Genomic DNA, 25,675 nt, shown 5'->3' on the forward strand with positions numbered 1-25,675 from the left:
TCACACCTTATTGCGAGTATTTCGCAATAAGGCTACCGGGCTACGGGCCGCGGCTTCCCGCCGCCCCCATCGATGGTCAGAGGCCGCGCGGCACCACCGTCGCCAGCACCGACGGCAGTGGGTACCAGTCCGACGAGGCGATCGAGGCGTGCCGCTGCGCCATCAGCCGCACCCGGTCCAGGGCCTGGGCCTCGGTCGGGTGCACCCCGTCGATGGCGGGGGCCACGGCGTGGGCGTCGGTGGCGATCAGCAGGTAGCCGTTGCGGGCGTACCAGGCGGTGTCGATGCCGCCGCCCGCATAGGCGCTCGCGTCGCCGTCGAAGACGACGAACCACGGGCGCAGCGACGCGTCGGCGTACCGGGCGCGCGGATCCCCGGCCTCGGCGCGGTGCACGGCGGGGAAGGCGGCCGCCTGGGAGAGCCGGCCGGCGGAGGCGAGGGAGCGCAGGTGCATGGCGTACTCCCGGTCGGTCCGCAACGTGTCGTTGGCGTTGCCCTCCTCCAGGGTGCCGGGGATCAGCTCGACGAGGAACTTCCCGGCCATCGCGGCGCGGCCCGGCCAGGCGCCGGCCCGGGCCGCGGTGTCCAGATCGGAGTGGCCGGCGGCGAGCTGGCCGGGCCGGTAGAGGGCGTCGCCCAGCTTGGACGCGAGGAGCGCGTCGAGTTCGGCGGGCCCACGGCCGAGGTTGGCGGCGAAGCCGTCCTTGAGTTCGAGCTTGAGGACGACGGGGCGGTGGCCGGGGTGGGCGTCGTGCCAGCTGCGGATGTCGGAGAGGCAGCCGGCGAGGTTCTGGTTGCGGGACTTGGTGCGCAGCTGGGCGGGGGTGGTGGCGTTCTCGCAGTTGCTGTCGTTGCCGAACGGGTTGTCGTGGGAGACCCGCCAGGAGTTGCCGAAGAAGTTGGTCCAGACGTCGAGTTCCAGCATCGCCGCGCCCGAGTCGAGGGCGTCCGCGAAGTACGCGTTCTTGTTCTTGTCGTAGGCGTTGTGCACGCCGACGCCGGTCGAGGCCGCGTACGGCAGGTCGGCGCCCGCGGCACCGGGGCTGGCGCCCGCCGGGGCGGCGCCGCCGATCAGGAGCGCAAGGGCCGTCACAGCCGCCAGGGCCGTGAGGGCTGCCCGCGCGGCGCCCGTCATCCCGGCCGTGCCGACCATGCCGACCGCGCCGACCGCTGCCGGCTCTACCACCTCACCCGTCGCCCCGCCGCCCGTCATCCGGATCCGCGATCCCATGGTGTCGACTCCCCTCGGTACGGGACGTGGCCCGGCGCCTGCGGCGCATGCGCAGCAGACCGAACGACCACTTCCCTACTGCCTGGTCACTTGGCAAATCGCCGCGAGGCTAGGGCAGTCGGGTGTCTACGGGAAGGCCGACGGATGACCGTCAAGGAAGCGGTACGGACAACCCGACGGCGGTCAGGTCCACCCCCCTGAAAGGAAGTTGGCCGGAGCGGGCCGGACGGTTGTGAGGACGGCCACACCCGGATGCGGAACTCCCGCCGCGGCCGCCCCCGTCGAACAGGAGGCGGAGTCGGGAATCAGGGCAGGCAGCGGGCGGGAGTCACGAGTCACATGAGCACCAGAGGGCACAGGCGGCGGGGCATCGGTCGCCGGCTGCTCATCGTCGCGTGCTGCGCGGTGCTGGCGGGCGTAGCCGCGTACGCGTGGCAGCTGCGCGGCATCGTGACGAACTCGGCGGCGGGCGACCGGGCCCGCGGAACGTACCTGCAGGACCCGGAGACCGCCGACCGCACCGCATCGGCCGTACTGGACGGGATCGTACGGGAGACCGAGGCCGATCCGGGGCTGCGCGCCCGGCAGGCCACCCCGCGACGCACCACGAACTGGCGCACCGGCGGGTGGCGGCCCTCCGACCCCCTGGTGGCACGGCCCGCCGCCGGCGAGCCCACGGTCGGGGCACTGTTCTCCCCCGGCAGCGACGGGGACCCCGACCACCACTGCTCGGGCGTCGTCGTCCACTCCCCGGCCGGAGACCTCGTCGCCACCGCCGCGCACTGCGTGTACCGGGCCGCCCTCGGTTTCCGCACCAACCTCGCGTTCGTGCCCGGCTACCGGGACGGGCAGGCCCCGTACGGGGTGTGGGTGCCCACCCGGATCGACGTCGACCCGCGGTGGACCGAGGACCAGGACCCCGACCACGACGTGGCCTTCCTACGGCTGCGGCGGCCGGGGCGGCCGGGCGAGGAGCTGGAGGACGTGACGGGGGCGGAGACGGCCCGGTTCGACGCCGAACTGCCGGCGCCGGCCCGGCTGGTGGGCTACCCGAACACCGCCGAACAACCGCTGGAGTGCTTCAACACCGCCCGCGCCGAAGGGCCCACGCAGGTACGGCTGGACTGCGCGGACGTGCCCAACGGCACGAGCGGCGGCCCGATGCTGACCGACGGGCACACCCTGATCGGGCTGATCGGCGGCCGGGACGGGGGCGGCGACGAGCGGACCTCGTACAGCAGCCGCTTCGGCGAAGGCATCCGCGCGCTGTACGAACGGGCCACCACGGGACCGGCCAACCCGGGCCGCCGCCAGGCCGGACCCCCCGCAGGCCAGGGCCAGGGCCAGGGCCAGTCACAGCCGACCCACTGAGGCGGGGGGACGGGGGCGGAGGGGGGTGGGGGGCGGGGGCGGAATGACGGGATGACGGAATGAGGGGGGACGGGGGGACGGGACGGCGGCGGCCCGGGTTGGCCGGGAGCCAAAAGCCGGGCCCAGAAGGCCGACAGCGCTCGCTGACTCCGGGGCGAACGGCCCGAGGGGTTTCCCGGCCGCCCATTGTCCTTCCAGGGCGGGCCGGCCAGTAAAGGGCGCTCCTCCTTCGTCGTCGCGTCGCTGCGCGATGGCCTTCGGCCACCCTTGACAAGCCGACCCACCCCGGAATGCCAAAGAGCTGCCGGGAAGCCCCCGAAGGACGGTCAGGGGGCAATTCGAGGGACGGGCAACGTCCGAGACGCAGGCCTCGCGCTCCGCCTCGCAGCATCTCCGCCCCCGGACCGCCAGGCGCCGGCACCAAAGTCCCCTCCCGAAGCCCGGATCCGAGCCCGATCAGAAGCGATGGGCGCCCAACCCGCCGGAAATGTCGACGAGAAGCCCGTCCAGCCCCGCAAACGCCCCAGATCGCTACGCGCTCCTCCCTTCTCGGCGACTGACCGCCGCCTGGGGCCGGGAGCGCGACAGATCGCTACACGCTCCTCGCGTCTCGGCGGCGGACCGCCGCCTGGGGCCGGGAGCGCGACAGATCGCTACACGCTCCTCCCTTCTCGGCGACTGACCGCCGCCTGGGGCCGGGAGCGCGACAGATCGCTACACGCTCCTCCCTTCTCGGCGGCGGACGGCCGCCTGGAGCTGGTGGGCACGGCGATCGCTACACGCTCCTCCCTTCCCGGCGGCGGACGGCCGGCTGGAGCTGGGAAGCGCCCGAGACGCTGCCTGCTGCCCCACAGCCGTCATGCGCTCACCGGTAGCGCGGCAGATTGGCGGCTGAAGCGGCAAGGCGCCCGTCAGACGCCCATGTCCACGGCAGCTCGCGGCCATCTGTCGCGCGTCCGCGCTCCAGACGGCCGTCAGGCACCGGAAAACGGGCGCCGGTAGCACGGTCTGCTGGGCCATCCGCCCCAGACGGCCGTCCGCCGCCGAGACGCGAGGAGCACGTAGCGATCTGTTGCGCCCACCAGCCCCAGACGGGCGTCGGTCGCCGAGACGCGAGGAGCGCGTAGCGATCTGGGGCGTTGGGCGGGGCTGGGGGCTGCGACGGGGGGTCTTGGGGCCTCCCTTGTGCCCGCGTGCCCGGTGCCGGTCGGCAGCTGGCGGTCCCGGGCGCCTGGGATGCCGCGGGGCGGAGCCGGGGGTCTGCTGCTCTGGCGGGGGCCGTTTCTGGTTGTCGTGCCCCCTGGCCATCCTTCGGGGGTTTCCCGGTAGCTCTTTGGCATTCCGGGGTGGGCCGGTCGGTCAAGGGTGGCCGAAGGCCATCGCGCAGCGACGCGACGACGAAGGAGGAGCGCCCTTGAGGGACCGGCTCGCACCGGAAGGACGATGGGCTACCGGGAAACCCCCGGATGCTCCTCCGACCCCGGCGCGGGCATCCCGCCTCCTCCACTCCCGGCCCGCCCCCTCCGCCCCCCGCCCCGCCGTGATCCCGCCCGCCGCAGCCCCGCCGCATCCGGCCACCAGCCCCGCCGTGCTCCCGCCACCGGAGCCTCGCCCAGCCGCTCGGCTCAGAGCCCGGGTGGCCCCCGCCGCCCGTACGTCCGGCTCAGGACCGGAGCCGGTCAGCCACCGTGCCCCACCCCTGCCAGCATCTTCATGTGCTCCGTGTCCGGCATCGGCTGCGGTGGCGCCTGCAGGCCCGGGAGGAGCCAGGGGTGGAACGGGGCCAGGACCGCGAGGGCCAGGAAGGCGGCGCCCACCGCGAGGGAGAACACCGGTCCGAGCCGCCACAGCTTCTCCACGAAGATGACCACGGACAGGGCCGCCATGGCCAGGACGTTCATCACGCCCAGCGGGATCAGGACGATCATCAGACCCCAGCAGCAGCCGACGCAGTACAGGCCGTGGTGCATCCCCACCCGCAGGTCGCGGGCCCAAGGGCGGAAGCCCGCGTAGCGGACGAGGTGGGCCATGGGGCTGCGGCAGTGCCGCAGGCAGACGTCCTTCAGCGGGCCCAGCTGCTGGAGCCCGGCCAGCAGGAACGCAACCGCGCCGATCCAGCGCCCCGCGTCGGGGTGCTCCTGCACCGCGGAGCCGGTCAGGGTGAGGATGCCGTACGTGAGCAGCCCGAACGCCGTCCAGGCGAGCAGGTAGCCGCCGGCGAACTCCGTCAGCCGTACCGCGCGGGCCGCGCCGGCCGATCCGCGGCCGATGGACCGCGCCCAGGTCACCGCGACCGGTGCGACGGACGGGAACATCATGGCGATCATCATGATCACCCAGAGGAGGAGGAACAGCGGCAGGCCCAGGCCCATGGTGCCCGGCTCGACGCCCATGCCCCGGGCCTGGCCCAGCACCACGACCCAGGCGAGCAGTGCCAGCACCGCCATCAGGGACCAGGCGAGGGCGAGCTCCCGCGCCGGCAGGAGGTTCGCCGGTCTCAGCGGTGGTGTGAGGGCCCTGCGGTCGAGGCGGCGCACACGTTCAGGACAGCACAGGGCCGCGCTCCCCGCGCGGTACCCGCCTCCGCGCCGACCGCGTACGACGCCGCGTACGACGCCGCGCCGCCCCTCCCCGCCGCGCTGCGGCGTCGCACGCGGTCGCTCGTGCGGCCCCGCCTCGCGGTGGAGGGGAGAATGGGATGGAGGAGGACGGTCTTCACGGTCACGAGGAGGCGGCGAGATGTCCGCGGAAACGGTGACGGTCCCGAAGTGGCACGCGGTGGGTGACTGGTTCGACACGTGCCGCTGCCAGGTGCCCTGTCCTTGCACGTTCGCGCAGCCGCCCACGTACGGCGCCTGCGACGGCGTCCTGGCCTGGCACATCCGTGAGGGGCGGTACGGTGACGTGCCCCTGGACGGGCTCAACGTGCTGATGCTCGGCTCCTTCGTCGGCAATCTGTGGGCCGAGCACTCCGACGCCTTCGCGGCGGTCTTCTTCGACGAGAGCGCCGACGACGCCCAGCGCGAGGCACTCCAGATGATCTTCAGTGGTCAGGCCGGCGGATGGCCCGCCCGGCTCGGGGAGACGCTCGGCGCGGAGATGCGGGGCATGGACTTCGCCCCCGTCGAGATGGAGGTCTCCGCGGACCTCAGTTCCTGGTGGGCGTCCGTCCCCGGCCTGGTCGAGGCCCGCGGCGAAGCACTCACCGGGCCCACCACCCCCGAGGGGGCGCGGGTCCAGTCGACGAACATGCCGGGCTGTGAGACCGGGCCGGGGCAGGTCGTGACCTGGGGCCGGGCGACGGCCAACCGGGCCGGCGCCTTCGGCTTCGAGTGGAGTCGGCCCGGGCAGTCCAGCAAGTACATCCCGTTCGACTGGGCCGGACCCGACGAGGTGTGACGGCGACAGCAGGAGCTCAGCCGCCGGCGAGAGCGGCGTACGTCACCGACGTGAGCTCCTGCGAGGCGGCCCACAAGCGCCGGCCCGAGTCGTCGTCCAGGGTCCACTTCGCCCGCCAGGAGCGGGCAGGCGCCCCGCGCCAGCCGAGCCGCGGCCCGATGAACTCGTCGGGCCGGACTCCGGGCGCGGTGGCCGCGTACAGCGTCGGGAGGGCGCCTGCTGCCGCGGGCTGGGCGATGACGGCATTGCCGAGTTCCATCAGGCGGGCCATCAGCTGGGCCGTCGGCCGGGCCATGAGCCGTGCGCCTTCCCCACTCCCGCTCCCGCTCCCGCTCCCGCTCCCGCTCCCGAGCCGTGTGGCGCCCGTGTGGAGGTTGGTGGCGGCGTAGCCGGGGTGGGCGCTCGCCGCGACGATGGTGGAGCCCGCGGCCGCCAGCCGCCGGGCCAGTTCGTGCGTGAAGAGCAGGTTGGCGGTCTTGGAGCGGCCGTACGCGGTCCAGCGCCGGTAGTCGCGCTCGCTGCCCAGGTCGTCGTGGTCGATGTCGCCGAGCACGTGGAAGCCGCTGGAGACGTTGACGATCCGGGCGCCGGGCGCCGCGTCGAGCAGCCGCGGCAGGAGCAGGCCGGTCAGGGCGAAGTGGCCGAGGTGGTTGACGCCGAACTGGGTCTCGAACCCGTCCGCGGTCCGCCCGAACGGCAGGGCCATCACGCCCGCGTTGTTCACCAGCAGGTCCAGGGCGGGGCGGCGGCGCGCGTAGCCGTCCGCGAACTCCCGTACGGAGTCCAGGTCGGCCAGGTCCAGTGGGGCGAACTCCACCTCGGCGCCGGGGACTTCGGAGCGCAGCCGGATCGCGGCGGCGTGGCCGCGCGCCGCGCTGCGGCAGGCGAGGACGACCTCCGCCCCCGCCCGTGCGAGCTCGCGGGCGGCCACGTATCCGATCCCGCTGTTGGCGCCGGTGACGACGGCGGTGCGGCCGCTCTGGTCGGGGATGTTCCGGGCGCTCCAGGCGCTCAAGCCGGGCATGTCAGCTCCCTCGCTCTCCTCACGGCGGTGAGTTACCGAGGGTAGACCGGCCGCTGCCCGGGGGTGGACCCGGGGCCGGGCATGCCGGCCAGTAGGCTGCGGGTCCGTCCCCTGACCGGCGGGTCCGACTCCGCCGGCGGTCCGCCCGTCCCCTACGCCCCGAGGTACCGCGCAGTGAGCCCCGCACCGCCGTCCCCCATGCCCGTGTCGGTCGTCGGCCTCGGCGCCGACGGCTGGGCCGGGCTCACCGCCGCCGCGCGTTCCGCCCTGGTCTCGGCGGAGGTGCTGATCGGCGGGCCCCGGCAGCTGGACCTGCTGCCCGCCGCGGACTGCCGGGGCGAGCGGGTGGCCTGGCCGAGTCCGCTGCGGCCGGCGGTGCCGAAGCTGATGGCGGAGCACGCCGGGCGCCGGATCGCCGTGCTGGCGAGCGGCGACCCGATGTTCTACGGGATCGGGCGCGCCCTGTCGCAGGAGCTGGGGCCCGGGGGGCTACTGGTCCACCCGCACCCGTCGTCGGTGTCGTACGCCTGCGCCCGGCTGGGCTGGCCGGTGGAGGAGACCGAGGTGGTGACGGTGGTCGGCCGCCCGGTGGCGCGGCTCGCGGCGGCCCTCTACGAGGGGCGGCGGGTGCTGGTGCTCAGTGCGGGAGCAGCGACCCCGAACGAGATCGCCGCTCTCCTTTGTGAGCAGGGCTTCGGCCCGAGCCGGATGCGGGTGCTGGAGCAGCTCGGCTCCGAGCGCGAAGACGCGTACGAGGGCCGGGCGGACACGTGGGACCACCCGCCCGGCGACCCGCTGAACGTGGTGGCCGTCGACTGCCGCCGGGACCCGGCGTCGGACCGCCCGCGGCTCGGCGCGACGCCGGGGCTGCCGGACACCGCGTACGAGCACGACGGCCAGTTGACCAAGCGGCACGTCCGGGCCGCGACCCTGTGCGCCCTGGCTCCGGCCCCCGGCGAGCTGCTGTGGGACATCGGCGGCGGTTCGGGCTCCATCGGCATCGAGTGGATGCGGACGCACCCTTCCTGCCGGGCGGTGGCGGTGGAGCGCGTCCCGGATCGGGCGGCCCGCATCACCCGCAACGCGGCCGCGCTCGGCGTGCCTGGCCTGAAGGTGGTCACGGGTGCCGCACCGGCGGCGCTGGCCGGACTCCCGGCCCCCGACGCGGTGTTCATCGGCGGCGGGCTGACCGCGCCCGGCCTGCTGGACGCGGCCTGGGCGGCCCTGGCGCCCGGCGGCCGACTGGTGGTCAACACGGTCACCCTCGAATCGGAAGCGGTCCTGACCGAGCGGTACCGGCGGCACGGCGGCGACCTGGTGAAACTGGCCGTCGCGCACGCGGTGCCGGTCGGCGGCTTCACGGGCTGGCGGCAGGCGATGCCGGTCACCCAGTGGTCCGTCACCAAGCCTCGCGAAACCCGCTGACGACGCAGCCCACCCACGCAAACGACAAGGATCAAACATGACCGTGTACTTCATCGGTGCGGGCCCCGGCGCCGCCGACCTGATCACGGTGCGCGGTGCCCGGACGCTGGCCGCCGCCCCGGTCTGCCTGTACGCGGGCAGCCTCGTCCCGCGCGAGCTGCTGGCGGAGTGCCCTCCCGGCGCCCGCCTGGTCGACACCTCGCAGCTGAACCTCGACGAGATCGTCGCCGAGTACGTACGGGCCCACGAGGCGGGCCAGGACGTGGCGCGGCTCCACTCGGGCGACCCTTCGATCTTCAGCGCGGTCGCCGAGCAGATGCGGCGGCTCGAAGCGGCGGGCATCCCGTACGAGGTGGTGCCCGGCGTGCCCGCGTTCGCCGCGGCCGCGGCCTCACTCAAGCGGGAGCTGACCGTCCCCGCCGTCGGCCAGACCGTGATCCTGACCCGGATCGCCCAGCAGGCCACCCCGATGCCGCCCGGCGAGGACCTGGCCACCCTGGGCCGCAGCGGCGCGCTGCTGGTGCTGCACCTGGCCACCCGCTACGTGGACCGGGTCGTCGACGAACTGCTGCCGCACTACGGGGCCGACTGCCCGGTGGCGGTGGTAGCGATGGCGAGCCGCCCCGACGAGCTGATCCTGCGGGGCACGCTGGCCGACATCGCCGGCCAGGTGAAGGAGGCGGGCCTGGTCCGCACGGCGGTCATCGTCGTGGGCCGCACGCTCGGCGCCGAGCAGTTCCGCGACAGCCACCTGTACTCCCCGGAACGCGACCGGCATGTCTGCTGAGGGGCCGCACGTCCTCATCCTGGGCGGCACCACGGAGGCCCGCCGCCTGGCCGAGGCCCTGACAGCCGAACCCGCCCCGCCTCCGGGCCCGTTCCGGGTGACCACCTCGCTGGCGGGTCGGGTCTCCGCGCCCGTCCTCCCACCCGGCGGGATCCGCATCGGCGGTTTCGGGGGCCCGGAGGGCCTCGCGGCCTGGATCTCCGCCCACCGGGTCACCCACCTGGTGGACGCCACCCACCCATTCGCCGAAAGGATGAGCTTCAACGCGGCCCGCGCGGCGGCCCTTTCCGAGGTCCCCCTGCTGGCGCTGCGCCGCCCCGGCTGGACCCCGGCTCCCGGCGACGACTGGACCTTCGCAGCGCACCTCGACGAGGCGGCGGCCCTCCTCCCCGGGCTCGGCGCCGGCCGGGTCTTCCTCACCACGGGCCGGACGGGCCTGCACACCTTCGCGCACCTGGCCGAACCATGGTTCCTGGTCCGCTCGGTGGACCCGCCGGCGGGCCCGGTACCGCCCCGCCTCGAAGTCCTCCTGTCCCGCGGCCCGTTCACCCTGGACGACGAACGAGAACTCCTGTCCCGGCACCGGATCGACCTCCTGGTCACCAAGGACAGCGGCGGCTCGGCCACCGCTCCCAAACTGACCGCGGCCCGCGAGGCCGGCATCCCGGTCCTCGTCGTCCGCCGCCCCCCGATCCCCGAGGGCGTCCCGGAGGCCGGCACCGCGACGGCCGCGGCCGCCTGGCTGCACGAGCACTCCACGCGCTGCACGACCACGCCATGACGAAGCACCAACCCCCGCCAGCCGCCGACCAATGAGCAGCACGTAGCGATCCGACGCGCCGACCGCGGCTCACCACACACGGGCGGCCAGCCGATCGGATCCGGAGACCCAGGAAACGGGCACGGGAACACAGGCCGCCGCATCTACGACGCCGCGCCCCTGACCCGAACCTCCCGGCCCGTCCTTCGGGGGCTTCCCGGCAGCTCTTTGGCATTCCGGGGCGGGTCGGTCGGTCAAGGGTGGCCGAAGGCCATCGCGCAGCGACGCGACGACGAAGGAGGAGCGCCCTTGAGGGACCGGCCCGCCCCGGAAGGACAATAGGCGGCCGGGAAACCCCCGGACCCCCACCGACCCCGCCCGAGTGGGACAGGCCAGGACGCCGTGGACCCAGGCAAGCCCGGACAACAGGACCCAGGCGAGACCCGGACAACACGGCCCCAGGCAAAGCCCGGACCACACGGGCCCGGGCAAGACCCGGACAACAGGCCCCAGGCAAAGCCCGGACAGCGCGGGCCCGGGCAACACCCGGACCCGCCGCCCGCTCCCTCAGGAGTAACGACGCGGTGTCCACGTCACGGACGACCCGTCCGGGCGCTGCGTGACCTGCGTCTGCGAGGAACCGATCAGCAAGATCGTGCGCATGTCGACCTCGGACGGCTCCAACGTCCCCAGCGTCACGATGCGCACGGACTGCTCCGGCCCGCCCACGTCCCGCGCGACGACCACCGGTGTCTGCGCGGAGCGCAGCTCCAGCAGCAGCTCGCGCGCCTTGGCGACCTGCCAGGTCCGGCTGCGCGAGCCCGGGTTGTACAGGGCGAGGACCAGGTCGGCGGCGGCGGCAGCGCGCAGCCGCTCCTCGATCACGTCCCACGGCTTGAGCCGGTCGGACAGGGAGACGGTGGCGTAGTCGTGGCCGAGCGGGGCCCCGGCCGCGGCGGCCGCCGCGTTGGCGGCGGTCACGCCCGGCAGGACCCGTACGGGGACGTCCTCGTACTCGGGCTGCGCGGCGACCTCCAGGACGGCGGTGGCCATGGCGAAGACGCCCGGGTCGCCGCCGGAGACCACGGCGACCCGCTTGCCGCGGCGGGCCAGGTCGAGCGCGAACTCGGCGCGCTCCGACTCGACCTTGTTGTCGGAGCCGTGCCGGATCTGTCCCGGCCGGGCGGGGACGCGGTCCAGGTAGGTGGTGTAGCCGATGAGGACCTCGGCGTCGGACAGGGCCCGGCGCGTCTCGGGGGTGAGCCACAGCGGCCCGGCCGGCCCGGTGCCGACGACGGCGACCTCGCCGGGCCCGGACGGCACGCTGCCGGGGTTGCCGACCCGGCTGGGGACGACGGCGACGGCGAAGTAGGGAACCGTGTCGGGGTCGGTGTCCGCGAGGACGCCGGTCCGCTCCCCCTCCATGGTGGCGCGCTCGACGTAGCGGGCCTCGGCGAGACGGCCGCTGCCCTCCATGGCGCGGCGCACGGCCGGGAAGGTGCGGCCGAGCTTCATGACGACCGCGGAGTCGGTGGCGGCGAGGCGCGCGGTGAGCTCCTCCTCGGGCAGGGTGCCGGGGAGGATGGTGAGCACCTCCTCGCCCTCCACGAGGGGGGTGCCGAGGCGGGCGGCGGCGGCGCTGACCGAGGTGACGCCGGGGATGACCTCGGCCTCGTACCGGTCGGCGAGCCGCTTGTGCATGTGCATGTACGAGCCGTAGAACAGCGGGTCGCCCTCGGCGAGGACGGCGACGGTCCGGCCGGCGTCCAGGTGGGCGGCGAGGCGGGCGGCGGAGGCCTCGTAGAACTCCTCCATCGCGCCCTGGTAGCCGCCGGGGTGGTCGGTGGTCTCGGTGGTGACCGGGTAGACCAGCGGCTCCTCGATGTGGTCGGCGCGCAGGTGGCGGGCGGCGATGGAGCGTGCGATGGAGCGGCCGTGGCGGGCGCTGTGGTACGCGACGACGTCGGCCTCGCCGATCACCTCGACGGCGCGCAGGGTCATGAGGGACGGGTCGCCGGGCCCGAGCCCCACCCCGTACAGACGGCCCTTCGCGCTGCTGGTACCGGTGCCGGTACCGGCACTCGTGCTGCTGGTGCTCATTCTTCCTCGCTCGCGATCGCGTTGAGGGCGGCGGCCGCGATGGCGCTGCCGCCGCGGCGGCCGCGGACGACGAGGTGGTCGAGGCTCGAGGGGTGGGCTGCCAGGGCGTCCTTGGACTCGGCGGCGCCGATGAAGCCGACGGGCACGCCGATGACGGCGGCGGGGCGCGGCGCGCCCTCCTCGATCATTTCGAGCAGTCGGAAGAGGGCGGTCGGCGCGTTGCCGACGGCGATCACGGAGCCCTCCAACAGGCCGCGGTCGCGCCATACTTCGAGGGCGGCGGCGCTGCGGGTGGTGCCCATGCGCTGGGCGAGGGCGGGGACGGCCGGGTCGGAGAGGGTGCAGATCACCTCGTTGTCGGCGGGCAGGCGCTTGCGGGTGACACCGCTGGCGACCATCTGCACGTCGCAGAGGATGGGCGCCCCGGCGTGCAGGGCGGCGCGGGCGCGCAGGACGACGTCCGGGGTGTAGCCGAGGTCCCGGGGCAGGTCGGTCATTCCGCAGGCGTGAATCATGCGTACCGCGACCTGCGCGACGGAGGCGGGCAGCCCGGAGAGGTCCGCCTCGGCGCGGATCGTGGCAAAGGACTGGCGGTAGATCTCCGCGCCGTCCTTCTCGTACTCGAACACTGTGTACTCGCTCATTTCTTCGCTGCGTCGTCGTGGGAGGTGGTGCGGCGTGCGGACGCGAGGGCCGCGGCCAGCTGGTCGGAAGTCTTGAGGCCGCCGTGGTGCGGGGGGCTGCCGCCGGGGGCGGAGAGGGCGTAGCCGTCGGGGGTGGCGACGAGGTCGACCCACGCGGTGCCGCGGGGGTGGCCGCAGCGGCGTTCGCAGCCGGACCAGTGCACGGGCAGCGGTCCGGTCGCGCGGGCCGCGACGGCCCGGGCGTCGGCGCGGACGTCGGCCAGGGACTTGGCGCAACCGGGCCGCCCGGTGCAGGCGGTGACGGAACGCCAGGGGTGGTCGGGGGCGGTGACGAGCCCGGCGTCGGCGAGGGCCGCCAGCGCCTCGGGGGCCCGGTCGGCCGCCAGACCGGGGACGACGATCCCCCGCCAGGGCGTGAGCCGCATCCGGCCGGTCAGCCGGGCCAGCAGCCGCCACTGAGCGGTGGTCAGCCGGCCGAGCGGCGCGAGCACGCTGAGCGCGGCGGCCCCGGCCGGCCCGACGACGACCCCGGGCTCGGGCCCGGGCCCGTCCGCGGGAGCAACGCCGGCAACAGGCAGAGACACGGGCACGGGCACGGGCACAACGGTGGCCGGAACACCGGCGGCCACCAACCGAGCAGCCAACCCGGGCGCGCCCAGGGCGTGTTCGGCGGGCAGTTCGACGGCCCGCCAGGCACGGGTGCCAGCCGCGCGGGCCGCGTCGAGGAAGTACCGGGCGGCGGCCATCGCGGCGCGCGGCGCATCGGCCGCGGCCACGAGCACCGCCGGCGTCACAACGCCCGTGAAGCAGCTGGCCGTTCCGGATCCGATGCTGCCCCCGGGGCCGCCCGCCACACCGCCGCCGGACAACGGACCGCCGGAAACCGAACCGCCCGACACCGAACCGGCGGCGGCCACCACGCCCTCGGCGGCCAGGTCGGCGATCTGCGCACCGGCGGTCGGCGTGGCGGCGACGAACACGTGGGCGTGTTCGGCGTCGCGGGCGATGACGGTGACGTCCGCGTCCAGCGACGCCACGTCGCCGCGGCCGTCGTCGAGGGCGAACAGGAAGCGGCCGGACAGGGCGGCCGCGGTCGGGTCGGCGCACAGCAGTCGGTCCAGCTCGGCCACCCACGGGGCCACGTCCGGCAGCGCCGGCAGGTCCAGGCCCGTCAGGGGTGAGGCGACGATGTTGCGGACCCGCTCGTGGGTGGGCGCGGGCAGCAGCCCGGCGCGTTCCAGCACCCCGGCCAGTTCGCCACCGCAGCTCGCACCGAGGCCGCGGAGCTGGGCGTTGCCGCGCGAGGTGAGGTCGATGTGCCCGTCGCCGAGCCGGTCGGCGGCGTCGGCGAGCAGCAGCGCCGCGTCCTCGCCGAGCATCCCGCCGGGGATCCGCACCCGGGCCAGGTATCCGTCGTCGGCCGCGTGGAGGCGCAGTGCGCCGGGGCAGGCGTCACCGCGCTCCCGTATGACGGGTTCGTCCCGTGCGGCGGGGGCGGAGGGGGGTGTGGGCATGGCGGCGAGCATACCCACGAATCCCGGCCCCCGACCTGTGGCCGTCACCACCTCCGACCTGCGGCCACCGGCAACCGGCACGGGTTCCGCAGGGCGGAGGCCGAACGGGCCTGTGGTGGGAGCGAGGTCGCGGGGGCTCGGCGTGGGACCTGGCGCGGCGGTCGTGGCGCGGGAACTCCGGCGAGGCGGGCGTGGGGGCCCGGGGCGGCCCAGGGCGGGGCGGCCCGGGGCGGGGCGGGCCGTGGCGGGGCGGCCCAGGGCGGGGCGGGGCGGCCCAGGGCGGGGCGGGGCGGGCAGCCGTCGCACGGCAGAAGTGCGCTCCCACCGCACCTGGCACACCCGGCGCACCCCATAGCACCCCATCGCGCACCCATCGCACCCCATCGCACCCCCGGACACCCCCACCACACCCCCGCGCGCCCACCCCGCACGCCCACCCCCGCCCCCCAACGAAGGTCACCCGCGGGCCCGTCCGCACCCCTTCCCACCAGCGGTGTCCCGGCTCCGCGGCCCCGGTCGCCGCGGGCGGTGGGTGCCCGGCGACCCCCACTCCCGGCCCGGGGAGAGGACACCTAAGATGACCTTCGGCGTGCCATTCGGCCCGCTCATCGCCGAGGACGGCGACATGGGAGGAAGCCCGGTGCGATTCCGGCGCGGTCCCGCCACTGTGAACCCGGCAGAGCAGCCGCCGACCCGGGTGAGTCAGGAACTCCCGCCGTCCTCACTGCCCGGGGCGCGGAAACCCCGAGGAAGGCCTGCCGCCGCATGATCCTGCTGCTGTCGACGTCCGACACCGATCTGCTCAGCGCCCGAGCGGCCGCGGACGGCCCTGTGCCGTACCGGTTCGCGAACCCCTCCCGCCTTCCCCTCGACGACCTCTCCGGCCTCCTCGACGGCGCGGACCTGGTCGTCGTACGCCTGCTCGGTGGCCTGCGCGCCTGGCAGGACGGCCTGGACCTGCTGCTGGCGCCCGAGCAGACCCGTCCCGTCGTCGTCCTGACCGGCGAACAGGCCCCGGACGCGCAGCTGATGGAGGCGTCGACGGTGCCGATCGGCATCGCGGCCGAGGCGCACGCCTACCTCGCGCACGGCGGCCCCGCCAACCTGGAGCAGCTGGCCCGCTTCCTGTCCGACACCGTCCTGCTCACCGGCCACGGCTTCGAGCCTCCGGCCGCCGCGCCCACCTGGGGCGCCCTGGAGCGCCCGAAGCCGTCGGCCCCCGGCACGCCCGCGCCCGCGGCCACCCCCGACCCCACCCCCGTCCCCCGCATCGCGGTGCTCTACTACCGCGCCCACCAGATGAGCGGCAACACGGGCTTCGTACACGCCCTGTGCGACGCGATCGAGGCGGCGGGCGGCTCCCCGATGCCGCTGTACGTGTCCTCCCTGCGCACCCCGGAACCGGATCTGCTGGCCACCTTGGAGGGGGCCGACGCGGTGATCACCACCGTGCTCGCGGCCGGCGGCACCCGCCCGGCGACCGCCTCCGCCGGTGGCGACGACGAGTCCTGGGACGCGGGCGCGCTCGCCGGCCTGGGCGTGCCGGTCCTCCAGGCGCTGTGCCTGACGGGTTCGCGCAGTGCGTGGGAGGAGAACGACGAGGGCCTGTCGCCGCTCGACGCCGCGACGCAGGTCGCCGTGCCCGAGTTCGACGGCCGTCTGATCACCGTCCCGTTCTCCTTCAAGGAGTTCGACGAGGACGGACTGCCCGCGTACGTGGCGGACCCCGAGCGGGCCGCCCGGGTCGCGGGGATCGCCGTGCGCCACGCGCGGCTGCGGCACATCGCCCGCGCCGAGAAGAGGATCGCGCTGGTCCTCTCCGCCTACCCGACGAAGCACTCGCGGATCGGCAACGCGGTCGGCCTCGACACCCCGGCCAGTGCGATGGTGCTGCTGCGCGCCCTCCTCGACGCCGGCTACGACTTCGGGCCGGCCGAGGAGATCCCCGGTCTGGTCTCCGGTGACGGCGACGAGATGATCCGGGCCCTGATCGAGGCCGGCGGCCACGACCAGGACTGGCTGACCGAGGAGCAGCTCGCCCGCAACCCGGTCCGCATTCCGGCCGCCGACTACCGGCGCTGGTTCGCGCAGCTGCCGGCGGAGCTGCGCGAGCAGGTCGAGGAGCACTGGGGTCCGGCGCCGGGCGAGATGTTCGTGGACCGCTCGCAGAACCCTGACGGCGACATCGTCCTCGCGGCGCTGCGCCGCGGGAACCTGCTGATCCTGATCCAGCCGCCGCGCGGGTTCGGCGAGAACCCGATCGCGATCTACCACGACCCGGACCTGCCGCCGTCGCACCACTACCTGGCCGCGTACCGGTGGATCCAGGCCAGCGCCGAGGACGGCGGTTTCGGCGCCGACGCGATGATCCACCTGGGCAAGCACGGCAACCTGGAGTGGCTGCCGGGCAAGAACGCCGGCCTGTCGGCGGCGTGCGCGCCCGACGCCGCGCTGGGCGACCTCCCCCTCGTCTACCCCTTCCTGGTCAACGACCCGGGCGAGGGCACGCAGGCCAAGCGCCGCGTGCACGCCACCCTGGTCGACCACCTGGTGCCGCCGATGGCGCGCGCGGAGTCGTACGGCGACATCGCGCGCCTGGAGCAGCACCTGGACGAGTACGCGCAGATCAGCTCGATGGACCCGGCGAAGCTGCCGGCGATCCGCGCGCAGATCTGGACGCTGATCCAGGCGGCGAAGCTCGACCACGACCTGGGTCTGGAGGAGCGCCCGGACGACGACGGCTTCGACGACTTCCTGCTGCACGTCGACGGCTGGTTGTGCGAGGTGAAGGACGCCCAGATCCGGGACGGCCTGCACGTGCTGGGCGGTGCCCCGGTCGGCGAGGCCCGCGTCAACCTGGTCCTGGCGATCCTGCGGGCCCGCCAGATCTGGGGCGGTACGACGGCTCTGCCCGGCCTGCGTGAGGCGCTCGGCCTGGACGAGTCCGCGGCGACCCGTACGTCCGCCGACGAGGCGGAGGACACCGCGCGGGCGCTGGTGCAGGCGATGGAGGACGCGGGCTGGGACCCGGCCGCGGTGGCCGAGGTCGCGGCGGGCCGTTCGGCGGACGTGGCGGCCGTACTGGACTTCGCGGCCCGCGAGGTGGTGCCGCGGCTGGCCGGCACGACGGACGAGATCGCGCACGTGGTGGCGGCCCTCGACGGCCGCTTCATCCCGGCGGGCCCCTCGGGCTCCCCGCTGCGCGGCCTGGTCAACGTCCTGCCGACGGGCCGGAACTTCTACTCGGTGGACCCGAAGGCCGTCCCGTCCCGCCTCGCGTGGGAGACGGGCCAGGCCCTCGCCGAGTCGCTCCTCACCCGCTACCGCACGGACAACGGCGAGTGGCCGGCCTCCGTCGGCCTCTCGCTGTGGGGTACGAGCGCGATGCGCACGGCGGGCGACGACGTGGCCGAGGCCCTCGCCCTGCTCGGCATCCGCCCTGTCTGGGACGAGGCCTCGCGCCGCGTCACCGGCCTGGAGCCGATCCCGCTCGACGAGCTGGGCCGCCCCCGGATCGACGTCACCCTGCGCATCTCGGGTTTCTTCCGGGACGCCTTCCCGCACGTCATCGGCCTCCTGGACGATGCGGTGCGGCTGGCGGCGGGGCTGGACGAGCCCGCGGACCGGAACTTCGTCCGGGCCCACGCCCAGGCGGACCTCGCCGTCCACGGCGACGAGCGGCGCGCGACCACCCGGATCTTCGGCTCGCGCCCGGGCACGTACGGCGCCGGCATCCTCCAGCTGATCGACTCCCGCGACTGGCGTACGGACGCCGACCTCGCGGAGGTCTACACGGTGTGGGGCGGCTACGCGTACGGCCGCGGCCTGGAGGGCCGGCCGGCGCGCGAGGAGATGGAGTCGGCGTACAAGCGGATCACGGTGGCCGCGAAGAACACGGACACCCGCGAGCACGACATCGCCGACTCGGACGACTACTTCCAGTACCACGGCGGCATGGTGGCTACGGTCCGCGCGCTGCGCGGCACGGCGCCGGAGGCGTACATCGGCGACTCGACCCGCCCGGAGACGGTGCGCACCCGCACCCTGGTGGAGGAGACGAGCCGGGTCTTCCGCGCCCGCGTGGTCAACCCGAAGTGGATCGAGGCGATGCGCCGCCACGGCTACAAGGGCGCCTTCGAGCTGGCGGCGACGGTGGACTACCTGTTCGGCTACGACGCGACGACGGGCGTGGTCGCGGACTGGATGTACGACAAGCTCACCGAGACCTACGTGCTGGACCCGACCAACCGCGCCTTCCTGGAGGAGGCCAACCCCTGGGCCCTGCATGGCATCGCGGAACGCCTCCTGGAGGCGGAGTCCCGCGGCATGTGGGAGAAGCCGGACCCGCAGGTCCTGGAGGCCCTGCGCCAGGTGTACCTGGACACGGAGGGCAACCTGGAGGCGGACGCGGAATAACCGCCCGCACTCCCTCTCCGCCCCGAACACGGCCGCCCGGCCCACCCCCGTGGTGGGCCGGGCGGCCGTGCGTCCGGCAGGGTCTGCTGGCCGACCGGACCGCCCGACCGGATCAGGCGACGGCGCCGCCGGGAACTTCGGCCCAGGTGCCGAGCCAGCGACCGATGTTGTAGTCGGCGTCGATCGTGTAGATCCGGCCGTCCATGCCCACGCCGTACACGTGCACCACATTGCCGATCGCGACGCTCGCCACGGAACGCACCGGGCTGCGATCGACCTGCACCCAACTCCCCGTCCACTGACCCGCCGCATAATCAGCGGTCGTGGTGTACAACGTGCCGTCCGAACCGATGATGTTCACCCGCGCCGCACGCCCGGTGACAGCCGCAGTGATGCCCCTCGCACCGGACGCACCACCGAGGACCTCCACCCACGGACTCCACGCACCGGACTCCAGGTTCCGGTCCTTGATGAAGACCTTCCCGTCACCACCGATGCCATAAAGGTGCAGGACGTTGTCCACGACCGTACTCGCCAGCGACGTCAGACCAGCCCCGTCCTGACGCGTCCAGACACCCGCCCAACCACCACCCGCATAATCCACCGTCGTCGTGTACAGCGCACCGTCCGAACCGATGATGCCCAACCACGCCCCGTTACCCACGGCCGCGACCGTCAGACCCCGCGCACCCCCCGCACCACCCGGAACCTCGTACCAAGGACTCCACTGACCAGAATCCAGATTCTGATCCTTCATGAAGACCTTGCCGTCACCACCGATCCCGTACACATGCTGCACACCACCCACCGTGACGCTCGCCAGGTTCGACAAACCCGCACCGTCCTGACGCGCCCACCCACGCGGCGTCCACTGCCCCACCCCGTAATTCGCCTCCGTGCTGTACAACGCACCATCCGAACCCACCAACCCCACCCGCGCCACATCACCCGAAACGGACGCCGCCAACAAGGCGCCGGTCTCAGTCGTGCCGTAGAGGGCGTCGGTGATGCGCTGGGCGTCGACGGCGTTCGGCTGGTAGGCGTTCGGGAAGGCCGACACCTGGACCTTCTGGCAGACGGCGCCTATCTGGGCGCTCTCCCAGGAGTTGCCCGGGTAGGCCTTGAGCATCGCGTTGAGGAACGCGTCCGTGGAGTAGGCCGGGTCGAGGCGCTGCTCGAAGCTGCCCCACCAGTCCTGCTGTTGGAAGAGGCCCACGCTGGTGTGGTCGAGCTTGTTCGGGTTGTTCTCCAGGGCTGACTCGGTGATGGCCGTGGTGACGGCGATCACGGCGGCCCGCTTGGAAAGGCCCCGGTGCTCGACCTCGTTCACGATGGCCTTGGCGCAGGAGAGCCGGTACGGGGTCAGGTGGTTGCTGAGCTTGCCGGTCAGCAGCGGGCTGAGCCGGTTCGCGGTGGCCGTGTCCGCCGAGGTGATCGTCCCGCACGAGCGGTTGGGCAGGGCCGCGTGGGCCGTGCCGGACCAAAGGCCCGCGGGCGCCAGCAGGCAGGCGGAGACGGTGGCGGCGGAGAGGGCATGGCGAACGTACGTCTTCATCAAGGGTGTCGTCCTCATCGGAAGTTCGGTGTGGTGCCGGGCTGGACCGGCCGCTGCCAACGGGGCGGCGGCCGTACCGGGAGGGCGTCAGGCCCGCGGAGCGGGCGGGCCGGACGCCACGGGGCGGCAGCTGTCAGGCGACGGCGCCGCCGGGAACTTCGGCCCAGGTGCCGAGCCAGCGACCGATGTTGTAGTCGGCGTCGATCGTGTAGATCCGGCCGTCCATGCCCACGCCGTACACGTGCACCACATTGCCGATCGCGACGCTCGCCACGGAACGCACCGGGCTGCGATCGACCTGCACCCAACTCCCCGTCCACTGACCCGCCGCATAATCAGCGGTCGTGGTGTACAACGTGCCGTCCGAACCGATGATGTTCACCCGCGCCGCACGCCCGGTGACAGCCGCAGTGATGCCCCTCGCACCGGACGCACCACCGAGGACCTCCACCCACGGACTCCACGCACCGGACTCCAGGTTCCGGTCCTTGATGAAGACCTTCCCGTCACCACCGATGCCATAAAGGTGCAGGACGTTGTCCACGACCGTACTCGCCAGCGACGTCAGACCAGCCCCGTCCTGACGCGTCCAGACACCCGCCCAACCACCACCCGCATAATCCACCGTCGTCGTGTACAGCGCACCGTCCGAACCGATGATGCCCAACCACGCCCCGTTACCCACGGCCGCGACCGTCAGACCCCGCGCACCCCCCGCACCACCCGGAACCTCGTACCAAGGACTCCACTGACCAGAATCCAGATTCTGATCCTTCATGAAGACCTTGCCGTCACCACCGATCCCGTACACATGCTGCACACCACCCACCGTGACGCTCGCCAGGTTCGACAAACCCGCACCGTCCTGACGCGCCCACCCACGCGGCGTCCACTGCCCCACCCCGTAATTCGCCTCCGTGCTGTACAACGCACCATCCGAACCCACCAACCCCACCCGCGCCACATCACCCGAAACGGACGCCGCCAACAAGGCGCCGGCACCGTCGACGATCTTCTTGTAGCGCAGGGCGTGGTAGCTGCTCATGTAATGGGTGGACAGCTTGGAGGCGTACAGGTCGCCGTCGGTGTTGTAGTTGGTCGGGCGGCTCCGGCCGCTCTCCTGGTAGTAGTTGAAGGTGCCCGCGGACTTGTCGCGCCAGCCCGCGAAGATGACGACGTGCTCGGAGCTGTTGAGGATGTCGCCGGGCTGCAGGTCCCACTTGTCGATCTCGGTCGAGTACGCAGGGAGTCCGTACGTGTTGGGGCTGGCGCCCAGCTGCCAGGCCATGGAGACGAAGCCCGAGCAGTCCTGGCGGTAGCGACCGCCCGTCTTGGAGTCCGCCCACCAGCTGTACGGGGCGTTCAGTCCGTTCGAGCTGTACGGGACGCGCTGGTCCACCCAGGCCTGGGCCCGGGCGAGGACCTGGCTGCGGGTCACCTGGCCGTCGGGGGCGGCGTTCTGGCCCAGCGATCCGGTCGAGGTGACGGATGCGGAGTTCGCCTGGATGCTGTCGGCGTGGGCGGGTGCGCCGGCGAGCACGAGGGAGGCCACGCAGGCTGCGGTGACGGCGGCTGCCGCTCGCGCGATGGTGTTCCGGTTGAGGGACAAAGTTGCTCCTGGTGAAGGGTGTCGGAGGGTGTTCGGGGCTGCGGTTCTTGCGGTCCTGTGCGGCGTGCGCGTCGCGTGGCGTCGCGTCAGCGCTGGACGGCCAGTTCGGCGAGGGAGGCGAGTACCTGGCCGTCGCTCGCGATGTCGTAGGCAGGGCCGGGGCGATCGGCCAGCTCGTCGAACTGGAACAGCGCGATCAGCTCGCCGCGCTGGACCGCGTAGAGGTGGTTCGTCTGCCGCTCGGGGGCGGACAGGCCGCCGGCGCCCGTCCAGCGCCGCGACCAGGCGGCGGAGTCCTGGGCGGTGGCGGTGGCGGCGACCGTGGCGTCCTGGGAGACGCCGCCGGTGGCCTGGGCCTTGCGGGAGGAGTCCTGGCAGCGGTCCATGTCCGCGACGAGGCTGCGGTAGGCGGCCTGGGCCGCCGTGGTGTCGGGGAACGCGAACAGCTGTTGTCCGGCCGGGTTCTTGGCCGGGCTGAGATAGCCCTGCTGCTGCCAGAGGGTGGCCCCGGCGATGGCGGCGCACTCGTTGAGCGTGATCTTCCGGCCCTTGATCTCCTGGCTGCTCAGGGGGCCGTCCGGCTTCCATCCGAAGGACTTCTGGCCAGGGATCCTCTCGACGGACTCGGGCGTGACCGCCGCCGTCCGGGCCGTCCCCTCGCCGCCCGCAGGGGCCGTTCGGCCCCCGCCCCCCGCCTGGGGGGCTGGTGCCGAAGTCGCGCCGCTGGTACCGGGGTTCGATGAGGGGGCTGCCGCCGGCGAACCGGACGTCGACCCGGTCGGGGCGGAGGCGGACGCCGCGCCGGGCGCCGGGGTGGACGAGGCCGCGCCGGCGGCACCGGCCGCACCCCGTGTCTCCGCGGCGCGCTCGCCGCCACCACCTCCCCCGCCCCCGCAACCGGTGGCCAGGACCGCGACACAGAGCGCCAGGCTCACCGATGCGGCGGCGGCCGCGGGCTTTCGGGGTCGTATGGGCATGGCTGTGCTCCCGGTGTGAGGCTGCGAGGAAGGCATGGCTGACACCGCGGTGCGTGCAGACTCATGCCCCCACACGCCGCGGTGGCGATTTAAATCGCCAGACAGCCGTCACTGTAGGCGAGGCCACCCGCCGGCCCAACCGGACCGCCGTCTCCGGAACCCTTGTTCGATGGTGTGACAACTTCCACTTCAGGAAGGCTGTAACGCATACTCGGGTACAGCCAATGCGCGCCCGCGGTACTGCACGGCGGAGTCGGGCACCTGACAGAAAGACCCTCGAGGGACTCCGCTTCCTGCTCAGAAATCGATCAAAATCGACTGAAGATCCTGCGGCGGTACCGTAGGGAAATCGCGATCGGAGGCACAGAGGTGAACGCAGCCGCATCCGGCCGAGACCTGCCGGATGGACCGAACGCCGCCACGGAGCGGGCCCGGCGCATTGCCGACCGGTTGGACGGGCTGATCGCCCGCGAGAGCGCCCGAACGGGCCGCGCCCCCACCTACCGCGAGCTGGCCGAGCGCATCAACACCCTGGCCGGTCGCGACGTCATCTCGAAGGACACCATCCGCAACCTCCACCACGGTGTGAACCAGAAGGGCCAGCTGCCCAATCCGACGGTCGACACCCTCGACTGGCTGGGCCGCGGCTTCGGCATCCGCGTCGGCGCCGCCTACTTCGTGGACGAGGCCAAGGCGGCCGCCGTCGACGAGCAGCTCGACCGGCTGGAGAAGATCGGCGGGTTGAAGCAGGCGCTCGGCAACTCGGAGGTCATCAGCCTGGTGCAGCGCGCGTCCGGCCTGTCCGACTCCAGTCTGCACGTGCTCGCCGCCCTCGCGGACAAGCTCCAGCAGCTAGAGAAGGACGCGCAGGGTGGAACCGACCGGCCGAAGCCGCCGCACGGTTGACGTTCCGGCGCCCGCGCCGCTGCCGCATCCGCGACCGGTCGCCGCGCCGCAGGCCCTCGACGTGGCCCTGGACTTCCCGGCAGCGGCCGGACTCCCTCCGTGACCGCCGCAGGGCGGGACCCGACGACCCAAGGAAACGTTTTCCCGCCATGCCGCTCCCCCGTGGCCTGCGCAAACGCTGTGAGCGGATCCTCGCCGAGCTGACGCTGCCCACCCCCTTCACCATCGACGAGTTCCGGGCCTCCCTCGAAGCCCACCGCGGGCGCCCCATCGTCATGGAACCCCTGCCCGAGCTGGGTCCCGACGCCCCCTGCGGGTTGTGGATCGCCCTGCCCAGCCTCGACGTCGTCTTCTACGAGCAGCACACCAGCCCCGCCCATCAGGACCTCATCAAGCTCCACGAGCTCGGGCACGTCATCTGCGGCCACACCGGCGTCTTCGACCTGTCCCGCCTCACCGCCCTGCTGCCCGACCTCACCCCCGAACTCGTCGGCCAGGCGATGGCCTCGGGCCGCACCAGCTACCGCACCGTCGAGGAACAGGAAGCCGAGATGATCGCCCTGCTCCTCGCGGACCTCGTGGAGGCCGACGCGGAGACCGCCGGCAAGGACCCCGGGGCCGGCGTCGCCCACCGTCTCGCCGAAAGCCTGCTGCACCCCGTACGACCACTGCGACGCTGGAGGAAGCGCTGATGCGTCCCGTGCTCACCGTCCTGATGCCCGCCCTGCTCTGGGCGGTCGCGATCTGGCGGGCGCCCTCTGCGTTGCGCACCACCGCTTCGCGCTCCCTGTGGGCCACCCTCACCGCGATCGCCCTGTCGCTGAGCTTGCGCCCGCCCGCGATCGACCGCTTCCTCGAGGCGAGCACGGGCGTCGAGGACGTCACCCTGCTCCTCAAGCACCTCCTGTCGATGGCGGCGATCTGCTTCATCCTCGACTACATGTACGCCGTCCACGCCAAACCCGGCGCCCGGCTCGCGGACACCCGGCTGCGCTACCTGATCGCCGCACTGGCCGGCACGGCCCTCACCGTGCTCTTCGTCTTCTTCCTCCCGCACGACCGCAGCGGCGCCTTCGGGATCGACGCCCACTACGGCAAGCCCGGGGTCAAGCTCTACCTCGGCATCTTCTACCTGTTCCTCGGCGCCTCCACCGCCCGGGCCGCCTGGATGTTCTGGGGTAACCGCAACAGCGTGCGCCGCGGCCCGCTGCGCCTCGGAGTGCGGTGCCTGGCCACCTCCTCCGCGGTCGGCTTCGCCTACACGCTGTACCGCGTCTACTTCGTCTGCACCCACGGCGACGCGGTCGCGTTGGACGCCGACGGCCGCCCCGTCCCGCTCCTCGACACCACCTCGGAGGTGCTGCCCGCGGTCGCCCTGGTCCTGCTCGTCCTCGGCGTGTCCCTCCCGCCCGCCGACGCCCTCTACCGCTACCTGCGGGACCAGTACACACTGTGGCGGCTCCACCCGCTCTGGTCCGACCTCACCACCGCCGTCCCGGACGTCGTGCTCGGCACCCAGGTCGGCCGCGTACGGGACCTGTTCACGCTCGGCGACCGCAGCCTCGACGTGGCCCACCGGGCCTTCGCGGTCCGCGACGCCGCACTGGCCCTCCGCGACGCCATCGCCCCCGGCGACGCCACGGACGGGTACACCGGCCACGACACTGACGAGGACCCGGCCCGCGCCGAGGCGCGGTGGCTGCACTCCGCCGTGCGCGCCCGGGCCGACGGCCGCCCCGTGCCCCCGCTGCCCGCCGCGCTCGCACGCACCAGCGGCGGGCGGACACCCCGCGAGGAGACGGCCCGGCTGCTGCGAGTGGCGTCCGCTTACCCTCCGCGGGGCGGGGGCGTCATGGCATCGGCGGCCGCGTCACCTGAAGCGGTGAACTCCCCCTTGTCCCGGTGGGGCCGCGGGTAGGCCCGTGCTGATCTCGTGCGGGGGCCGCTGTCCGGGCCG

The 25,675-nt window shown here is 73.6% G+C and carries 18 protein-coding genes and 1 riboswitch; of the genes, 9 read left to right on the forward strand and 9 right to left on the reverse strand.

Going from position 1 to position 25,675, the window contains the following annotated elements:
• Nucleotides 1-76 precede the first annotated feature (76 nt).
• Nucleotides 77-1,135: a phosphatidylinositol-specific phospholipase C domain-containing protein gene (locus tag ACSHWO_RS07905; RefSeq protein WP_438318993.1), complete on the reverse strand. Its 1,059-nt coding sequence runs from the start codon at nt 1,133-1,135 to the stop codon at nt 77-79.
• A 435-nt stretch (nt 1,136-1,570) separates the two neighbouring features.
• Between ACSHWO_RS07905 and ACSHWO_RS07910 the strand changes: the two genes are divergently transcribed.
• Nucleotides 1,571-2,602, forward strand: a complete 1,032-nt coding sequence (locus ACSHWO_RS07910; RefSeq protein ID WP_385805009.1) for a trypsin-like serine peptidase — start codon at nt 1,571-1,573, stop codon at nt 2,600-2,602.
• A 1,679-nt stretch (nt 2,603-4,281) separates the two neighbouring features.
• Here the strand turns inward: ACSHWO_RS07910 and ACSHWO_RS07915 are convergent.
• Nucleotides 4,282-5,139: a DUF2182 domain-containing protein gene (locus ACSHWO_RS07915; protein WP_438310737.1), complete on the reverse strand. Its 858-nt coding sequence runs from the start codon at nt 5,137-5,139 to the stop codon at nt 4,282-4,284.
• 202 nt (nt 5,140-5,341) lie between these two features.
• On the opposite strand from ACSHWO_RS07915, the gene ACSHWO_RS07920 reads away from it, so the two are divergent.
• Nucleotides 5,342-6,001, forward strand: coding sequence for a DUF1326 domain-containing protein (locus ACSHWO_RS07920; RefSeq protein ID WP_385849250.1), 660 nt, complete (start codon nt 5,342-5,344; stop codon nt 5,999-6,001).
• A 16-nt stretch (nt 6,002-6,017) separates the two neighbouring features.
• On the opposite strand, the gene ACSHWO_RS07925 is transcribed toward ACSHWO_RS07920, so the two are convergent.
• Nucleotides 6,018-7,025 (reverse strand): oxidoreductase, encoded by a 1,008-nt coding sequence (locus ACSHWO_RS07925; RefSeq protein WP_438310739.1) that lies wholly within the window; start codon nt 7,023-7,025, stop codon nt 6,018-6,020.
• Between the two features lie 198 nt (nt 7,026-7,223).
• Here ACSHWO_RS07925 and cbiE point away from each other — a divergent pair, with 198 nt between their 5' ends.
• Genes cbiE through ACSHWO_RS07940 form a run of 3 tightly spaced genes read left to right on the forward strand, consistent with a single transcriptional unit; the run spans nt 7,224 to nt 10,018 of the window.
• Nucleotides 7,224-8,450 carry a precorrin-6y C5,15-methyltransferase (decarboxylating) subunit CbiE gene (gene cbiE / locus ACSHWO_RS07930; RefSeq protein WP_438318999.1) on the forward strand — a complete coding sequence of 409 codons (1,227 nt, stop codon included), beginning with the start codon at nt 7,224-7,226 and terminating at the stop codon, nt 8,448-8,450.
• Between the two features lie 37 nt (nt 8,451-8,487).
• Nucleotides 8,488-9,237 carry a precorrin-4 C(11)-methyltransferase gene (gene cobM / locus ACSHWO_RS07935; RefSeq protein WP_385849248.1) on the forward strand — a complete coding sequence of 250 codons (750 nt, stop codon included), beginning with the start codon at nt 8,488-8,490 and terminating at the stop codon, nt 9,235-9,237.
• Nucleotides 9,227-10,018 carry a cobalt-precorrin-6A reductase gene (locus tag ACSHWO_RS07940; protein WP_438310741.1) on the forward strand — a complete coding sequence of 264 codons (792 nt, stop codon included), beginning with the start codon at nt 9,227-9,229 and terminating at the stop codon, nt 10,016-10,018. The genes cobM and ACSHWO_RS07940 overlap by 11 nt, the downstream gene beginning before the upstream one ends.
• A 546-nt stretch (nt 10,019-10,564) precedes the next feature.
• Here ACSHWO_RS07940 and ACSHWO_RS07945 read toward each other — a convergent pair.
• From ACSHWO_RS07945 to ACSHWO_RS07955, 3 genes are read right to left on the reverse strand one after another with little or no spacing between them, the layout of a single operon-like run.
• Nucleotides 10,565-12,097, reverse strand: coding sequence for a precorrin-2 C(20)-methyltransferase (locus tag ACSHWO_RS07945; RefSeq protein WP_385849246.1), 1,533 nt, complete (start codon nt 12,095-12,097; stop codon nt 10,565-10,567).
• Nucleotides 12,094-12,741 carry a precorrin-8X methylmutase gene (locus tag ACSHWO_RS07950; RefSeq protein ID WP_438310744.1) on the reverse strand — a complete coding sequence of 216 codons (648 nt, stop codon included), beginning with the start codon at nt 12,739-12,741 and terminating at the stop codon, nt 12,094-12,096. The genes ACSHWO_RS07945 and ACSHWO_RS07950 overlap by 4 nt, the downstream gene beginning before the upstream one ends.
• On the reverse strand, nt 12,738-14,255 hold the full coding sequence (locus ACSHWO_RS07955; RefSeq protein WP_438310746.1) for a cobalamin biosynthesis protein CobG: 1,518 nt from the start codon (nt 14,253-14,255) through the stop codon (nt 12,738-12,740). The genes ACSHWO_RS07950 and ACSHWO_RS07955 overlap by 4 nt, the downstream gene beginning before the upstream one ends.
• Nucleotides 14,256-14,863: 608 nt before the next feature.
• Nucleotides 14,864-14,967, forward strand: a riboswitch (cobalamin riboswitch).
• 53 nt (nt 14,968-15,020) lie between these two features.
• Here ACSHWO_RS07955 and cobN point away from each other — a divergent pair.
• Complete coding sequence (cobN, locus tag ACSHWO_RS07960; protein WP_438310748.1) at nt 15,021-18,671, forward strand: cobaltochelatase subunit CobN; 3,651 nt, start codon at nt 15,021-15,023, stop codon at nt 18,669-18,671.
• A gap of 112 nt (nt 18,672-18,783) precedes the next feature.
• Here the strand turns inward: cobN and ACSHWO_RS07965 are convergent, their stop codons facing one another.
• From ACSHWO_RS07965 to ACSHWO_RS07975, 3 genes are all read right to left on the reverse strand, one after another.
• Nucleotides 18,784-20,226: a hypothetical protein gene (locus tag ACSHWO_RS07965; RefSeq protein WP_438310750.1), complete on the reverse strand. Its 1,443-nt coding sequence runs from the start codon at nt 20,224-20,226 to the stop codon at nt 18,784-18,786.
• 133 nt (nt 20,227-20,359) lie between these two features.
• Nucleotides 20,360-21,835 carry a hypothetical protein gene (locus ACSHWO_RS07970; protein ID WP_438310752.1) on the reverse strand — a complete coding sequence of 492 codons (1,476 nt, stop codon included), beginning with the start codon at nt 21,833-21,835 and terminating at the stop codon, nt 20,360-20,362.
• An 86-nt stretch (nt 21,836-21,921) separates the two neighbouring features.
• Nucleotides 21,922-22,812, reverse strand: a complete 891-nt coding sequence (locus ACSHWO_RS07975) for a hypothetical protein (RefSeq protein ID WP_438310755.1) — start codon at nt 22,810-22,812, stop codon at nt 21,922-21,924.
• Nucleotides 22,813-23,181: 369 nt separating this feature from the next.
• Between ACSHWO_RS07975 and ACSHWO_RS07980 the strand changes: the two genes are divergently transcribed.
• The 3 genes from ACSHWO_RS07980 (at nt 23,182) to ACSHWO_RS07990 (ending at nt 25,636) form a co-directional block, all read left to right on the forward strand.
• Nucleotides 23,182-23,718: a hypothetical protein gene (locus ACSHWO_RS07980; protein WP_438310757.1), complete on the forward strand. Its 537-nt coding sequence runs from the start codon at nt 23,182-23,184 to the stop codon at nt 23,716-23,718.
• A 149-nt stretch (nt 23,719-23,867) separates the two neighbouring features.
• Nucleotides 23,868-24,410, forward strand: coding sequence for a hypothetical protein (locus ACSHWO_RS07985; protein ID WP_438310759.1), 543 nt, complete (start codon nt 23,868-23,870; stop codon nt 24,408-24,410).
• Nucleotides 24,410-25,636 (forward strand): MAB_1171c family putative transporter, encoded by a 1,227-nt coding sequence (locus ACSHWO_RS07990; protein WP_438310761.1) that lies wholly within the window; start codon nt 24,410-24,412, stop codon nt 25,634-25,636. The genes ACSHWO_RS07985 and ACSHWO_RS07990 overlap by 1 nt, the downstream gene beginning before the upstream one ends.
• Nucleotides 25,637-25,675: the final 39 nt, after the last annotated feature.

The sequence above is a fragment of the Streptomyces pallidus (ex Mingjun et al. 2026) genome (assembly GCF_051550185.1).
Lineage (GTDB): Bacteria > Actinomycetota > Actinomycetes > Streptomycetales > Streptomycetaceae > Streptomyces.

Excerpts from the sequence above, each read along its gene's own strand:
- ACSHWO_RS07905 (WP_438318993.1), bottom strand. The coding sequence starts at position 1,135 with ATGACGGGCGCCGCGCGGGCAGCCCTCACGGCCCTGGCGGCTGTGACG.
- ACSHWO_RS07910 (WP_385805009.1), top strand. The coding sequence starts at position 1,571 with ATGAGCACCAGAGGGCACAGGCGGCGGGGCATCGGTCGCCGGCTGCTC.
- ACSHWO_RS07920 (WP_385849250.1), top strand. The coding sequence starts at position 5,342 with ATGTCCGCGGAAACGGTGACGGTCCCGAAGTGGCACGCGGTGGGTGAC.
- ACSHWO_RS07925 (WP_438310739.1), bottom strand. The coding sequence starts at position 7,025 with ATGCCCGGCTTGAGCGCCTGGAGCGCCCGGAACATCCCCGACCAGAGC.
- cbiE (WP_438318999.1), top strand. The coding sequence starts at position 7,224 with ATGCCCGTGTCGGTCGTCGGCCTCGGCGCCGACGGCTGGGCCGGGCTC.
- cobM (WP_385849248.1), top strand. The coding sequence starts at position 8,488 with ATGACCGTGTACTTCATCGGTGCGGGCCCCGGCGCCGCCGACCTGATC.
- ACSHWO_RS07940 (WP_438310741.1), top strand. The coding sequence starts at position 9,227 with ATGTCTGCTGAGGGGCCGCACGTCCTCATCCTGGGCGGCACCACGGAG.
- ACSHWO_RS07945 (WP_385849246.1), bottom strand. The coding sequence starts at position 12,097 with ATGAGCACCAGCAGCACGAGTGCCGGTACCGGCACCGGTACCAGCAGC.
- ACSHWO_RS07950 (WP_438310744.1), bottom strand. The coding sequence starts at position 12,741 with ATGAGCGAGTACACAGTGTTCGAGTACGAGAAGGACGGCGCGGAGATC.
- ACSHWO_RS07955 (WP_438310746.1), bottom strand. The coding sequence starts at position 14,255 with ATGCCCACACCCCCCTCCGCCCCCGCCGCACGGGACGAACCCGTCATA.
- cobN (WP_438310748.1), top strand. The coding sequence starts at position 15,021 with ATGATCCTGCTGCTGTCGACGTCCGACACCGATCTGCTCAGCGCCCGA.
- ACSHWO_RS07965 (WP_438310750.1), bottom strand. The coding sequence starts at position 20,226 with ATGAAGACGTACGTTCGCCATGCCCTCTCCGCCGCCACCGTCTCCGCC.
- ACSHWO_RS07975 (WP_438310755.1), bottom strand. The coding sequence starts at position 22,812 with ATGCCCATACGACCCCGAAAGCCCGCGGCCGCCGCCGCATCGGTGAGC.
- ACSHWO_RS07985 (WP_438310759.1), top strand. The coding sequence starts at position 23,868 with ATGCCGCTCCCCCGTGGCCTGCGCAAACGCTGTGAGCGGATCCTCGCC.
- ACSHWO_RS07990 (WP_438310761.1), top strand. The coding sequence starts at position 24,410 with ATGCGTCCCGTGCTCACCGTCCTGATGCCCGCCCTGCTCTGGGCGGTC.